Here is a 13784-nt window from a genome sequence, read left to right as displayed (position 1 = left end):
TACAGGCCCTACCCCACCTCGTGCGCGGCTTCTTCGGCGACCCAGACCTGGCCTACATCACCGCCAACTGATTCGACCTACTAACGCCCTTCTTGGTAAATGGTGTCGACCGGTCGGGGGTGCTGGCCCGTCAGGGTGGTTTTGTCCACGGCTTGGCAACGAGGTGGCTTGCGTCGCCGATTCATGGGGTCGTGGTGTCCCAGGGAGTGGTGCCGCCGTCGCTCGACAGGTGTGACCCCGGCCGTGGACCTCCGGCTGTACGTCGCCGAGTGGTTTACCGACTGGAACGAGAGGCAGTTCGGCTGCGCATGCCAGCCCTCTTCATGAAGGTTGCATCCTGTTCGGCCCTCGGGGAGCCTGACGCCCGCCACGCAGAAAATCGTCCACCCGTTGTCACTCGGTGTCAATGCCGTGGAGCTGCCCGTGGACTGGATCGCCCCCGGGTCTGATGGAGGCTCTCATCGCAAGGAGGGATGAGAGTCATGGGTGCACCGAGGAAGCACAGCGTCGAGCTGCAGGAGCGGACTGCGTGATCGGGGACCGAAGGTCAAGCCATTGCTCGGCGCCCCAGGCGTGGACCGCTCGACTTCGGTGAACCCAGCCGTGCGGAGAGGCGCATCGAGGCGACGTTGGCGCTGTTGGTGCGGCCAGGCGACGGGTCCGAGCTCAGTCATGATGGGCAGGGCCCGCCGTGACACGACGACATCGACATAGTGGACGTCGGCGTGGGCGGAGTGACCCACGACTGGTCGAACGCGCGCATGAAGGTCTCGCCCATGATCCCGATGATCTCGTCCATGCTGAAGCCGCGCCGGGACAGGGCGGGTGTGATGTTGGCCGCCTCTTCCCACCACGAGATCCCGGCCGGCCATGTCCACGGCGGACGAGGATAGTAGCGCTCGTCGTAGCCGAAGTAGTCGTAGTCGTTCTCGTCCTCATCAGCGAAGTAGAACCCCAAACCGATGTACTCAGGGCCGACTAGTTCGGCGATGTGCACAGCGTGATCGATCATCTGGTCGAGAGTCGGCACCGCATCGCTGGACACAAACGCCGGAAAGGCGCACAGCTCGACGACGCCTCCGGTTGCTGCGACCCCGCGGATGATCTCGTCGCTGACGTTGCGCGGCGACTCACATACTCGGTGTGCGTTTCCGTGCGAGAGGATCACGCGGGGCGCGTCCCCTAGCACTTAGCATCCCCGGGTCCCGCTGGTCGAACTGGTTGACTGTTCGACCATGACGGCCGCGCCACCCACACTCCGCATGCTGTGGGAGTCAGCTGACCCCGCAGACGTCCTGTCCGAGCGCTTCGGCTTCGCCGACGCGGGTTCGGCGGTCTGTTGGCTGCGGGACGCCCTGTGGGAGTCCTGGGCCATCGGGGTCGATGACTGCGAGCGTCTGGTGATGAGCGCCGGAAACGTGCCGGCCTGGGTCACGAGCGATGGAAGGCGTCTCATTGCGAAGTGGTCAGCATTTCCGTCGCTGTTCCAGCGTCTCGCGGATACGGCGAAGCTCACCATGTGGCTGAAAGACACAGGCTTGCCCGTGGCAGCTCCCATCCCCGCGAAGGATGGTCGTCTTCGGGCCGAGCTGGACAGTGTCTCGCTCGGCGTCACTCCTGTCATCGACGGCGACCTCTTCGATGTCGGCGATCCAGCGCAGGTCAGCGAGGCGGGCCACACGCTGGCGGCACTCCACGAAGCGCTGGCGGGCTACCGTCACAGCATCGACGGCGGCCGGCCGACGCGCGGCGAGCAGCTTGTGCAGGACGACTTTCGGTCCGCGAATCTCCTCCACGACGGCACGAGAATCCCCGCGGCCTTGGACTTCGAGGAGGTCGCCTACCGCACAAGGGTCGCAGACCTCGCCAAGGCAGCGGTTTTGCTCGGCATTCGCCACCACGGCTGGGAGCCGGCGAGCCGGCTCGTCCGTGCACGGTTCGTTGATGGTTGCTGTCACCGGGCGCCGTTGAACGGGCGCCGAACATTACGAACTGCAACGCGGCATCTCCGCGGTCCTCAAAGGGTTCGGTTGGGCATGAGGACGCACCGCCCGCCGTGCAGCCGTCATCGGCACATGATCGGCGACGCCATCGGTCAACCGTGTTCCGCGGCGGGATCGTCGGCCGGAACCGCAGGAGGGAGCGCGTTTCGGACCGGTCAGCTTGCCTCGATAATTCGCTTGAGGGACTCTAGGTCAGCTTGAACAGCGGGGGAATCCTGGGCGAACTCTTCGTTCGACATGTCAGGACGCTCGCGCAGGGTGAACACCACCTCGCTGGCGTCGTCGCCAGCGGGGATCACGCGGAGTGGGTTGTACACACTCTCACCTGAGGGCAATGTGACGGTGTGATCGAGGATGCCGAAGTCGTTGTGCTCGGCGAAGGTGACGGTGACCCGGCCCATGGGCGAGTCGGCCACACACTGGCCGTCGACGTGCTCAACGGTCGTCTTCGCCAACCCGGCAGCCCACTGCGGCAAGTTGGAAGGATCTACGGCGTACTCGTAGACGGTTCCGGCCGGTCGGTCGATATGCTCAGATGTCGGGACTCGGGTGCCATAACTGACATCGTGCCGCACCGCCGCGACAGCCGGAACAAGGTTCGCAAGCGGGTCCGCAGTCGGGACTGATCTTCGTGGTGCTCTCGTTTCCGCGCGGGTAGAACGCCGCTTGACTCCCCAATCAACATGAGTCAGCCCCGCCCGTCCGGGCGGATGACGCGGCCCGAGGGTTTGGTGACAGCGTGGTCCTCATCAGGTACACCATCAAGGAACGGTGCTGCCAGACTGAGCACGTCAGCCAGTCACGCCCGGCACAGCGGACCCCTCCTCAGGGTCAGCCACGGCGCGCTGCAGGTGACGACCGATTATGGATCGGCCACTGGCACGCTCCGCGTGCCAGTGGTTGGGTGGGATGCTGCCAACAGGTTCATCCCAGCATCGGCCGCGGGTCGAATGTGACCCGGATGCGGGTGATTCGGCCGTTCTCGACGTGGCTCCAGTTGACGATCGCCATGGGTCCCGTCTTGCGCGTGCGCAGCTGGAACCAGGTCAGCACGTCGGGCCCGTCGACCCAGCGGTGCACGATCTCAACGTGCTCGGTCATGGCGAACATGCCACCCAAGCCCCTGAGCGTGTCATGGAGGCCCTGGGTGGTGCCGAGCGGCCCCAGGAAATCGACGTCGTCAGCAAGCAGTGGGCGAACCCGCTCGATGTCGTTGGCCTTCCATGCGTCGAAGTAGGCAGTGGCGATATTCAGGGGGCTGATCCCGATCCCGGTCATGGTCGAAATCCTCCCACTCGCCTGCGACAGTGGCCCCAGACGGCAAGCATCGGAGGCTAGCCAGCGTGTGTCCCACTCGCGGATCGGGTGGCTGGTGCGCAAGCACGGACTGACCATCGACCGGCTGTGCGAACTCGATGTCGCACCCGGGCGCCCACAGGACCCTGGAAGATGGCGGCGCCCTGTGCTGGCCGAGCAATCCGTGCGGACCTGGGCGGCGGGGCGGCGCTGTCCAGCCTCCTACGCGTCGGGCGACGCCTTGCTGAGGTGGCGGTCGAGAAAGTCGCTGATCAGCGGCTCGACCTCGTCCACCGCGCTCTCGACCAGGAAGTGCCCGCCACTGATCAGGTGGCTCCGTCGGGCGAGCCCTGCTACGAGCACAACACCGTCACGTCGAGATGCGCAATTGTGTTACGCAAGTCCTCGGGGGCGATAGCGCGCGAGCGCTCGGCACGTTATAGACCAACGCCGGGGGCGGTTCCATCCACGAACGAATCGCCACGGTGACTTGGTGTCAGGGGAGTGGGAGTCTCACAAACATGTAACAAACTATTGACGCGCGCCGCTTCTTTGTTCATGCTTCGTACTTACGACGCCCACCCTCAGAGGAGCCACCATGCCCGGTTCTTTCCGTCGACACCGTCGACACCCTCGACACCTTTCCGTCGTGGCCACGGTGGCCGCACTTGCTCTCGGCGCCACTGCGTGCGGCGGAAGCCTCAGCGACAGCGGCAGTGCTGGCGGTGACGCGAGCGGCGACAGTGGCGCGGTGAAGGTCGGGCTGGTCGTACCCGCTTCCGGTGTCTACGAACCGTTGGGCGTGGACATGACCAACGGCTTCCAGCTCTACCTGAACCAGCACGACAACAAGCTGGGTGGTCATGAGGTGGACCTCGTCAAGGCTGACGAGGGCGAGACGCCGGACACCGGCGTGCCGGCCGTCCAGAAGGTGATCAGCCAGGACAAGGTCAGCGCGGTGGTCGGCATTGTGAACTCCGCAACCGCGCTCGGCGTCAAGGAGATCGTCACCCAGAACAAGGTGCCGCTGATCGTGGCGAACGCGGGCGCCGACGACTTGGCGGACGGCTCCGACTACATTTGGCGGTCCTCGTTCACCAACGGAAGCATCGGCGAGTCCCTGGGTAAGCCCGTTGCCGACGCGGTCAAGGGCGGCACGGTCTACGTGATGGCCGCCGACTACGCGGCGGGCCACGAGTACGTCGCAGGCTTCAAGAAGGCCTTCACCGCTGCCGGCGGCAAGATCGCGGGCGAGGCCTACACGCCGTTCGGCAAGACAGCGGACTGGCAGCCTTATCTCAGCAAGGTCCAGAACTCAGGCGCCAAGGCCGTCTACGTCTTCTACGCAGGGGCCGAGGCGGTGAACTTCGTCAAGCAGTACAAGTCGTTCGGGCTCGCTGGCAAGCTGCCGCTCTACGCTCCGGGCTTCCTTACGGAGGGAGGAGTGCTCAAGGCCCAGGGCAAGGCTGCCAAGGGCGTACGTACCTCCCTTCACTACAGCAACCTGCTGGACACTACGGAGAACAAGACGTTCGTGGGTGCGTACACTAAGGCATACGACGCGCCCCCGACGGTGTATGCCGTCCAGGCGTACGACGCCGCCGCCGTACTCGACAAGGCGCTCGCCGATGCCGACGGCACCAGTGGCGACGCGATTGCCAAGGCACTCGGCGGAATCGGGGAGATCGACAGCCCGCGTGGCACGTGGAAGTTCGACGCCGATCACAACCCGGACGAGCCGTACTTCCTTCGCGAGGTGAAGGAAGTCGACGGTGGCCTGGGCAATGTGATCATCGGCAACCTCGAGTAATCCTCCATCAAACTCTGAACCACCGTGAAACGGAGGAGTCGGGATGGGCTGGCTTGACGCGAACCTGCTCACGATGCTCAATGGGCTCGCACTGGCGGCGCTGCTGTTCCTGATCGCTGTCGGCCTCTCCCTGGTCTTCGGGACCATGGACGTGCTCAACCTTGCGCACGGGGTAGTTTCCCTGACCGGCGCCTACATCGGCGTTGCCCTGTTGGACCCTGCCACTGGGACCATCGGATTCATCGTCGCGATGCTCGCGGCGGCTGCTATAGGTCTGGTGCTCGGAGCCGTGCTCGCAGCCGTCACCAGCGGAGTATCCGACCACCTCCGACAAGCCTTGCTCACCTTGGGTATCGCGATGATCGCCGGTGACGTGCTGGGTGAGGTCTTTGGTTCAGATGTCCGTTCCGTGCCGCCGCCGGCGTTCCTGGGCGGGTCGGTGGAGATCCTCGGCAGGTCCTATCCGGCCTACCGCTTGGCGGTGATCGTGCTCAGCCTGATCATCGGCGTGGCACTCTTTCTGGTGCTGGAGCGCACCAAAGCCGGAGCTCTGGTCCGCGCGACCGTGGCCGACCGCACGATGGTGGAGGCCATTGGTGTACGCAGCCGGCTGGTTCTCGGCGGAGTGTTCGCGGTGGGGGCGGCGTTGGCGACCCTCGGTGGTCTCCTGGCCGGTCCGGTCCTGGGTGCTCAACCCGGGTTGGACAACACGGTCCTGCTGCTCGCACTCGTGGTGGTCGTGATCGGAGGGCTGGGGTCCATCCGCGGTGCGGTGCTCGGGGCGGTCCTCGTGGGCCAGGTCCAGACCCTCGGGGTTTCACTGCTGCCGGATCTGGCCTCCTTCTTGCTCTTTGGCGCCATGGCCGTCGTGCTCCTGCTGAAGCCGGCAGGCCTGCTGCCGGCGCGTTATGGGACGGGGGCGCGCGCATGACCCGACGCACCGGACGACTGCGCCCGGCAGGGGTGCTGCTCCTCGTCGTCATCCTCGCGGCCGTGCCGTTTCTGCTTGCGTCCTATCCCGTGAGCCTTGGCGGCCGCATCCTCGCCTTCGCGCTCGTGGTTGTCAGCACCGACCTGCTCACCGGAGTGACAGGCATGCCGACGCTGGCGCAGGTTGGCTATTTCGGAGTGGGTGCCTACAGCGCGGGCCTGGTGGGCATTCACTGGACCGACAACCTGATCGTGCAACTCGCGGTCGGCACCCTCGCGGCCGGGTTACTCGCGCTGGTCACCGGCGTGGTCGCAGTGCGGACCGCGGGGATCGTCTTCCTGATGGTCACGCTTGCCATCGGCGAGCTGATCCACCAAGTCGCGGACCGCCTCGACTTCCTCGGGGCCAGCAACGGCCTTGTGGGAATCCCCGCGGGGACGCTCTATCCCGGCGGGGAGCCGCTCATTCTTGCGGGCTACACCTACTGGTGGGCACTGCTGGTGTTCCTGCTCGGCCTCACTGTGGCGTACGTCGTCGCGAAGTCCCCGCTCGGCCTCTCGATGCGCGCCGTACGGGAGTCACCTACTCGCCTGCGAGCGGTCGGGCAAAGTACGTACGTGGTGCGGCTAGTCGCCTTCATCATCGCCGGCGCGATCGCCGGCGCCGCCGGCACAGCATGGACTGCGCAGACCCGGTTCGTCTCACCCGGTGACCTGGCCTTCAGTGTGTCGGCCCTCGCGCTCCTCAGCGTTGTGCTGGGAGGCGCAGGCACACTTTGGGGCCCAGCAATCGGCGCCGCAGTCGTGTTTCTGACCAGAGACTGGCTGGCGGCGAACTACTTCACCGGCCACGCCGATCTGCTCCTTGGGATCGTGTTCGTCCTGGCGGTGTTCTTGCTCCCCCGCGGGATCGCCGGGTATCAGCTCAGCCGCCGGTCCGATCCCCCGCACAGTGGAGCCGCCGCATGAACCCCGTAACAGCTACCGACCCGTCGGTGCCAGCACCGGCGGCGAGTGCGCCGCTGTTGCTTGAGGTCGAGGGTCTCACCGTGCGGTACGGCGCCTTGACCGCTGTCGACTCGGTGGGGATGCGCCTGGCTGTCGGTAGGAGGCATGCGCTGATCGGGCCCAACGGTGCCGGCAAGTCCTCACTGTTCGCGGCACTGGCCGGTGCGCAGCGGACTGCTGGGGGGCAGATCGTCCTCGACGGCCAGGAAATCACCGGTCACGACGAAGCCCAGCGTGCCAAGGCTGGCCTGGTCCGGACCTACCAGCACTCGAATCTCTTTTCGGGCTTGAGCGTGCTCGACAACGTACGTGTGGGGGTCGAGCGCACCGAGGGCCAGCCGCTGCGCCCTTGGCCACGTCGGCGTGCTGACCGGCGCATCGTCGAGGCCGCGATCGAATCCATCGAACGCGTCGGGCTCGCCGACCGTCTGAATGCCCCCGTATCGGCGTTGAGCCACGGCGAGCGGCGCCAGGTGGAGGTTGCCCTCGTGTTGGCCTGCCACCCGAAAGTGGTGCTCTTCGACGAGCCGACTGCCGGTATGTCAGCCGCCGAGACACATCACTTCGCTGCGCTCATCGAGTCGCTGCCAGACACGATGGCGGCCATCATCATCGAGCATGACCTCGACGTGGTCTTCCGGCTCGCTCACAGCATCAGCGTGCTGGCGGCGGGCAAGGTCATCGCCTCCGGAACTCCGGCCCAGGTGCGTGACGACCCAGCCGTGCAGGAGGCATACCTCGGGAGCGGACGCGGTGACGAGCCCCTGTTCGAGGAGGTGTCCCGATGACCGCTCTGCTCGAGGTCGTCGACCTGGTCGCCGGTTATGACGGGTCTCGGGTCGTCGACGGCGTCTCCCTCACGGTGGCGGCCGGCGAGTCCGTCGCTCTGCTCGGTCGCAATGGGGTCGGCAAGACCACGCTGCTTGAGTCGATCATGGGCATGGTCCGGCCCACGGCCGGGGAAGTCCGCGTCGAGGGCCGAGACGTTGCCAGGAAGCCGGCGCATGTGGCCTCTCGGGCCAATGTGGCAATCGTGCCGCAGGGGCGGCGGATCTTCGCTCCGCTCTCGGTGGCCGAGCATCTGCAGATCGCCTACCGCAAGGGTGGGGCCTGGTCCGTCGCGGATGTCTATGACCTGATGCCCCGTCTGCACGAGCGCCGCGACCACCTCGGATCGCAACTCTCGGGCGGTGAACAGCAGATGCTCTCGATCGGCAGGGCGCTGCTGTGCTCTCCGAAACTGGTGCTTCTCGACGAGCCGTCCGACGGGCTGGCCCCCGCGATCGTCGAACAGGTCCGCGCGGTCTTGCGTGAACTCGCGTCGACAGGTCTGGCGCTGCTGGTCGTCGAGCAGGACCTGCGTCTGGCGTTCGATGTGGCTGACCGTGTCCTGGTGATGGCGAAGGGCCAGATCGTGCACGAGTCCGCAACTCCCGCGTTTCGCGCGGACGGCGAGCGGGCCCGGCGGCTATTGGGGATTGGCTGACAACGCCGGAGCGCGCGACCTTCGTACTACCTCCCCTCGGCGATCTCGGCGTCGACGACCTCGCGACCCAAGATCTCGCCGACGAACAGGCGGGCGGCCGGACCGAGTGCCTCGTGGGCGCGACGGAACAGGGCGTGGGCCTCGTCGCCCGGCCACGAGTCCGGCGTCAGTTGTGGCGGCAGGTGGGGGTCTCTGAAGGGAAAGTGTCGAAAGTGGGCGATCAGCGTGGTCCGCGCCACGAGCGCGTCCGAGCCCTTCAACCGCCCCGGACGCAAGAGCAACTCCTGGTGTTCGGCGATGAACTCCTCGTATTCGGCCGCCAGATCGGCAAGATCCCAGCACTGTTCGGCGAGCGACCGGTCGTGAGCGGCCCCGTCGGAGGTACAGAGCAGGACCTCGCAGTGTTTGGCGTCCAGGTCTGCGACCAGTCCGCGTGCCGTCTCCCGGCGATCACCCGGGGCCAGCCAGGTTGACGTGCTCAGCGGTCCGAACCCCTGCCAGGCCAGACTCTTTCGCAGGTGGTCCCGGTCGTGCCGATCGCTCTCCGACAGCTGGTAGATGACCAGCGTCCATTTACCGTTCCACTCCTGCGGCGGCGCCGCGAAGATGCGTGCTCGACCCTCGTCGAGCAGCTTGCGCATGGTGTCGGTCAGCCGGTAGCGGCTCTCCCGCCCGTCGCGCCGGACGTTGAACCAACCCTCCTTCCGTAGCCGTGACATGGTGACACGGACAGTGGCCGGTGCCACGCCGAACGTTTCCAGCAGGGTGGTCAGGTCTCCCAGCGGCACCTCGTCATCGACGAAGCGAAGATATTCGCCGAAGAGATCGAGGATCAGACTGCGTGGTTTCGGGGACGTGGACCTCGCGATGCGTGGCGAGAGGGCGAGCGGCGCGACATGGGAGGGACGTGCGGCTTCCATGGGCCAAAGGTAGAGCGAATTCCATGCGAATACAACATAATCATGCTAGACACCAGATAGTTGTTACTTGATGACTCTCGGCCAGCGGCCTTCAACCCCAACATCAGTTCAGGTTGACCCGCGGTAGGTCTCCCGAGGGGCGGAGTGGAGCCGGTCACGCGAAACAATGGCTTGCATCACGTCTGGCAACTGTTGCATATATGTGGTGTCATGAGACACAGGGTTTGGCGATCCAAGGTGGAGAAGGAGCCGGTCATGGGCTACACGGTAGGCAGCATCAACCCGTCCAAGACTGCGGTGATCGTGGTGGACATGGAGAACGACTTCGTGGAGGACTCGTCGCCGATGGCGTCGACCCAGGCTCGCGAGGCCATCCCCCAGATGCGTCGAGTGCTGGAGTTGGCACGACGCACCGGGATGAAGGTGGTGTACACCACCCACGCCCACCGTGCGGCTGGCTGCGACATGGGGCGCTTCGCCGACTTGTACCCGCCGATCGCGACGGGAACGAGCTTGGTTGACGGCACCCGCGGGGTCGAGATCCACCATGACCTGGAGCCGGCCGAGGGCGAAATAGTCATCAAGAAGCACCGCTACAGTGCCTTCTTCGGGACGGACCTCGACATCGTCCTGCGCGGCAGCGGAGTCGAGACCGTCGTCATCATCGGCACGACGACGGAGAACTGCTGCCACGCCACCGCGCGGGACGCCATGTTCCGGGACTACTTCGTCGTCTTCGTGGCCGATGCGACTGGCACGTTTGACTACCCGGACGTCGGGTGGGGTGCCATGAGCGCGGCCGAGGTGCATGCCGCCACGCTCAGTATTCTGGCCTTCTCCACCGCGGACGTGACGACTGTTGCCGACCTCGAAAAGCGAGTCGACGCCGCCGAGACACCCCGGGAAGCTCTGGAGTCCTGACGAACAGGCCGCTGGCCCCTCGACCTGGGTGGCGGCGACCCAGTCCACCTCAACCGGTCGGTGCGTCTTCGACGATGCGGTTGCGCAGGGAGCCCAGACCGTCGATCCCGGTCTCCACGATGTCGCCTGGTCGCAGGTACCGGGGCGGTTGCATGGCCCGCCCCACACCTCCGGGAGTGCCGGTCAGGATGAGGTCCCCGGGGCTCAGGGTGATCATGGTGGAGATGTAGGAGACCAGCGTGGCCGGCCCGAAGAGCAGGTCGTCCGTCGTCGCTGACTGGGTCTGCTCGCCGTTCACGCGCGTGGTGATCGCCGGACCGGGCTGCCACTCGTCGGCGGTGACCAGGCAGGGTCCGACGGGGGTGGACGCCTCCCACATCTTCCCTTGCAGCCACTCCTTGGTCCGGAACTGCCACGTGCGCATCGAGATGTCATTGGCGACGGTGTAGCCGGCGATTGCCTCGACCGCGTCCTTCTCGCCGACGCGGCGGCAGCTGCGTCCCACCACGACCGTCAGCTCGGCCTCCCAGTCCAGGGCCGCGTCCTCGGGCGGGGCCGCGATGGTGTCGTCGGGGCCGGTGAGGGTGGCCGGGTACTTGGCGAACAGCGTCGGGTACTGCGGCAGGTCTCGGCCCATCTCCAGGATGTGGGCGCGGTAGTTCAACCCTACGCAGACGATCTTGGTGGGGTGCGGCACCACCGGGGCCAGGTCGAGGCCCCCGTATCTGTGGCGTGGGCCGTCGCTCGCCTGTGCCACCTGCCGCCAGTTCGATGACCGCATGAGCTGTCCGAGGTCGCTCACGCCGTCAAGCTGCACGACCGTGTCATCGTCCGCGCCCACCCCGTCCAGGCGCCCGACGCGGTGAACGGGCCGGCCCTCGTTGTCGGTGGCGCGGAAGGTCAACAGCCTCATGCCTTCTCCTGCACGAAGGTGCGGATGATGCCGGGCCAGGCCAAGCGGACAAGGCCAGGTGGGTGGACGATCATCGGGCGGACTCCTGGGTGCTGTTGGGATGCGCCAGCCGGGTGGCGATGTCCTGGCGGAGGGCCCTCTTGTCGATCTTGCCGACCTTGGTCAAAGGGAGTTGGCCGAGGATCTCCAGCCGGTCGGGGTACTTGAAGGCAGCCACTTCGGCGGCTGCGAAGACTGCGCGCACCTCCTCCAGTGTCGGAACCGGTCGGCCTCCCTTGACGACGACATAGACGCACAGGCGCTCACCGAGGACCGGGTCGGGCATGGAGACGGCGGCGACCATCTCCACGGCCTCGATCCGGTAGAGAAGGTCCTCGACCTCTTCGGCGGAGATCTTCTCACCGCCGCGGTTGATCATGTCCTTGTCACGTCCCTGGACCACCAGGTTGCCGTCGGGCCGGCGCACGACGATGTCGCCGCTGCCGTACCAGCCGTCGGGGAGGAACGCCCGCTCGTTGTGCTCGGGTGCCCGGTAGTAGCCGCGTGGGGTGTAGGGCCCACGGGTGTAGATCGACCCCGGCTCCCCGTCCGGCAGGTCGACGCCGGCCGGGTCCAGGATGCGGACCTCGTCGGCTTCGTGGACCGGACGGCCCTGAGTCGTGGTGATGACCTCGATCGGGTCGTCCAGGCGAGTGGTGTTGATGAGCCCTTCGGCCATCCCGAACACCTGCTGGAGGGTGGCTCCCAGGGCGGGGGCGATGCGCACGGCATACTCGTCGGGCAGCCGCGAGCCACCCACCTGCAGCACGCGGAGGCTGCGGGTCTGGGTGCCGCCGTGCTCCTGCTGATACTCGATCCATCGTTGCGCGACAGCGGGCACGGCGGCTGCGACTGTGACGCCCTCTTGCTCGATGGTGGCAAAGGCTCGGGACGGCTCCGGACTGGGGAGCATGACGACCCGCCCTCCCGTCAGCAGGGTGCCCAGAATGCCTGGGCAAGCCAGCGGGAAGTTGTGGCTCGAGGGGAGGGTGCCCAGGTAGACGTCGGCCTCGGTCATCGCTGCGGTAGCGGCGGTCGCGCGCAGGTTGCAGATGTAGTCGTTGTGGGTGCGGGTGATCAGCTTGGGCAGTCCCGTGGTGCCGCCAGAGATGAGGAAGCAGGCAGGTGAGTCGGGGTGCGGGCGTAAGCCGTCCGCCGCCGCCCGTTCTGCCCTGCGGTCCACTCCAGGTGCCAGGATCTGGTCCAGGGACACCGACCGGGGGTCCAGCTCTCCAGGCTCGCCGGTGGCCAACACCCACTGCATGTCGGGCGATTCGGTGGCCAAGTCGTGCGCCAGCTGTTCGTGGTCGAAGCCCCGCGACACCTGCCTGACAGCAACGGCCCGGGCTTCGGACAAGCCTGCCAAGTGCGTCAGTTCGTGACGGCGGTGGGCGGGTAGTGCCATAACGGGAATGACTCCGGCGCGCAGACAGGCCAACGTCAGGACGACGAACTGCCACTCGTTGGGCATCTGGACCAGGACCCGGTCGTCCGGCTCCAGACCCAGTGCCAGCAAACGTCCGGCCGCGGCGTCGGCCCGGTCGGTCAGCTCGGCATACGGCATGCGTATGTGGCCGTCGACGAGCGCGACATCTTCGGGGCGGAGGTCGGCGGTCTGCCACAGGAGGTCACCGATCGGCTGGTCCAACCAGAAGCCTTTGGCGCGGTAGTCCGCGGCGACGTCGTCCGGCCAGGGGACGGTGCCCTCGTGGGTGGGATGGCTCACGGCTGATGGTCCTTTCCGGCGACGAGGACGGCGTCGAGGGCGAGCAGACCGTCGGCGGTGGCTCGCAGGGGGTTGATCTCGACGTCGGTGAGGTGGTCGTTGGCCAGCAGCAGGTTGCCCAAGGACCGGGCGACACCCGCCAGGGCGATACGGTCCACAGCCGGCTGCCCGCGGAATCCGTCAAGCAGGCTGCCGGCGATGAGTTGGTCGGGCAAGGCGATCAGCTGCTCGAAGGTGGCCGGGACCGCCGCGATGGCGACATCGGCATACACCTCGGTCGCGGTGCCCCCGACGCCGCAGACGACGACAGGGCCGAAGACGGGGTCTCGGTGGGCGCCTACGACAAGATCGACCCCGGCGGGCGCCATCCGTTCCACGAGCGCCGGCTGGGGACCCAGGGCGGCCAGCGTGTCGAGGGCGGAGTCCAGGCCCACGTGGTCGGCGACCCCGACGTGGACACCCCCGACGTCGCTCTTGTGGAGAATGGCGGCATCGCACACCTTCACCACGACGGGTGCGCCCAGCTCGTCCAGTGCGGCATGCGCGGTGGCGCGATCCCGGCAGAGCCATCGCGCGGGAGTGCGAATGCCCATGGCGGCCAGCAGATCCTTGGCTTGCGCCTCGTCCCATGGGCCCGCCCCGACCGCGGGAGCCTCCGGCCCATCGCCGACCAGCGCGTGGTCCGCCGACCGACCGGCGTCCTGGACGACGGCGGTCACCGCGCACGCGAGC

Annotated in this window: 15 protein-coding genes; 6 read left to right on the top strand and 9 right to left on the bottom strand. The window is 66.7% G+C overall.

Annotated features, from left to right (window positions below):
• Positions 1-670: 670 nt before the first annotated feature.
• The 5 genes from FRW57_RS08845 to FRW57_RS23115 form a co-directional block, all read right to left on the bottom strand.
• The gene (locus FRW57_RS08845; protein WP_162529315.1) at positions 671-1168 is read right to left on the bottom strand and encodes a membrane dipeptidase; all 498 of its coding nucleotides are present in this window, start codon (positions 1166-1168) and stop codon (positions 671-673) included.
• 298 nt (positions 1169-1466) lie between these two features.
• Positions 1467-1901 carry a hypothetical protein gene (locus FRW57_RS24000; protein WP_203230269.1) on the bottom strand — a complete coding sequence of 145 codons (435 nt, stop codon included), beginning with the start codon at positions 1899-1901 and terminating at the stop codon, positions 1467-1469.
• Positions 1902-2158: 257 nt separating this feature from the next.
• Positions 2159-2578: an SRPBCC family protein gene (locus FRW57_RS08835; protein WP_152185827.1), complete on the bottom strand. Its 420-nt coding sequence runs from the start codon at positions 2576-2578 to the stop codon at positions 2159-2161.
• Between the two features lie 349 nt (positions 2579-2927).
• Positions 2928-3281, bottom strand: coding sequence for a nuclear transport factor 2 family protein (locus tag FRW57_RS08830; RefSeq protein ID WP_152185826.1), 354 nt, complete (start codon positions 3279-3281; stop codon positions 2928-2930).
• A gap of 240 nt (positions 3282-3521) precedes the next feature.
• Positions 3522-3662, bottom strand: coding sequence for a hypothetical protein (locus FRW57_RS23115; protein ID WP_162529311.1), 141 nt, complete (start codon positions 3660-3662; stop codon positions 3522-3524).
• Positions 3663-3948: 286 nt separating this feature from the next.
• Between FRW57_RS23115 and FRW57_RS08825 the strand changes: the two genes are divergently transcribed.
• From FRW57_RS08825 to FRW57_RS08805, 5 genes are read left to right on the top strand one after another with little or no spacing between them, the layout of a single operon-like run.
• Positions 3949-5109 (top strand): ABC transporter substrate-binding protein, encoded by a 1161-nt coding sequence (locus tag FRW57_RS08825; RefSeq protein ID WP_162529314.1) that lies wholly within the window; start codon positions 3949-3951, stop codon positions 5107-5109.
• Positions 5110-5152: 43 nt separating this feature from the next.
• Positions 5153-6040: a branched-chain amino acid ABC transporter permease gene (locus FRW57_RS08820; RefSeq protein WP_152185824.1), complete on the top strand. Its 888-nt coding sequence runs from the start codon at positions 5153-5155 to the stop codon at positions 6038-6040.
• Between the two features lie 32 nt (positions 6041-6072).
• Positions 6073-7008 carry a branched-chain amino acid ABC transporter permease gene (locus tag FRW57_RS08815; RefSeq protein WP_162529313.1) on the top strand — a complete coding sequence of 312 codons (936 nt, stop codon included), beginning with the start codon at positions 6073-6075 and terminating at the stop codon, positions 7006-7008.
• A gap of 26 nt (positions 7009-7034) precedes the next feature.
• The gene (locus FRW57_RS08810) at positions 7035-7835 is read left to right on the top strand and encodes an ABC transporter ATP-binding protein (protein ID WP_162529312.1); all 801 of its coding nucleotides are present in this window, start codon (positions 7035-7037) and stop codon (positions 7833-7835) included.
• Positions 7832-8533, top strand: coding sequence for an ABC transporter ATP-binding protein (locus FRW57_RS08805; RefSeq protein ID WP_152185822.1), 702 nt, complete (start codon positions 7832-7834; stop codon positions 8531-8533). The genes FRW57_RS08810 and FRW57_RS08805 overlap by 4 nt, the downstream gene beginning before the upstream one ends.
• 26 nt (positions 8534-8559) lie before the next feature.
• Here the strand turns inward: FRW57_RS08805 and FRW57_RS08800 are convergent, their stop codons facing one another.
• Positions 8560-9453, bottom strand: a complete 894-nt coding sequence (locus FRW57_RS08800; RefSeq protein WP_152185821.1) for a PaaX family transcriptional regulator — start codon at positions 9451-9453, stop codon at positions 8560-8562.
• A 255-nt stretch (positions 9454-9708) separates the two neighbouring features.
• On the opposite strand from FRW57_RS08800, the gene FRW57_RS08795 reads away from it, so the two are divergent.
• Positions 9709-10374 (top strand): cysteine hydrolase family protein, encoded by a 666-nt coding sequence (locus FRW57_RS08795; protein ID WP_152185820.1) that lies wholly within the window; start codon positions 9709-9711, stop codon positions 10372-10374.
• Positions 10375-10423: 49 nt separating this feature from the next.
• On the opposite strand, the gene FRW57_RS08790 is transcribed toward FRW57_RS08795, so the two are convergent.
• From FRW57_RS08790 to FRW57_RS08780, 3 genes are all read right to left on the bottom strand, one after another.
• A complete protein-coding gene (locus FRW57_RS08790) occupies positions 10424-11287 on the bottom strand; it encodes a fumarylacetoacetate hydrolase family protein (protein ID WP_152185819.1) in 864 nt (287 codons plus the stop codon).
• Positions 11288-11357: 70 nt separating this feature from the next.
• Complete coding sequence (locus tag FRW57_RS08785; protein WP_152185818.1) at positions 11358-13052, bottom strand: (2,3-dihydroxybenzoyl)adenylate synthase; 1695 nt, start codon at positions 13050-13052, stop codon at positions 11358-11360.
• Positions 13049-13784: acetate--CoA ligase family protein (locus FRW57_RS08780; RefSeq protein WP_203230268.1), on the bottom strand; the 736-nt coding region annotated here is incomplete at its 5' end. The genes FRW57_RS08785 and FRW57_RS08780, both read right to left, overlap by 4 nt.

This window comes from Segeticoccus rhizosphaerae, assembly GCF_009192725.1.
Lineage (GTDB): Bacteria > Actinomycetota > Actinomycetes > Actinomycetales > Dermatophilaceae > Segeticoccus > Segeticoccus rhizosphaerae.
This window is presented reverse-complemented; position numbering and strand designations above follow the sequence as displayed.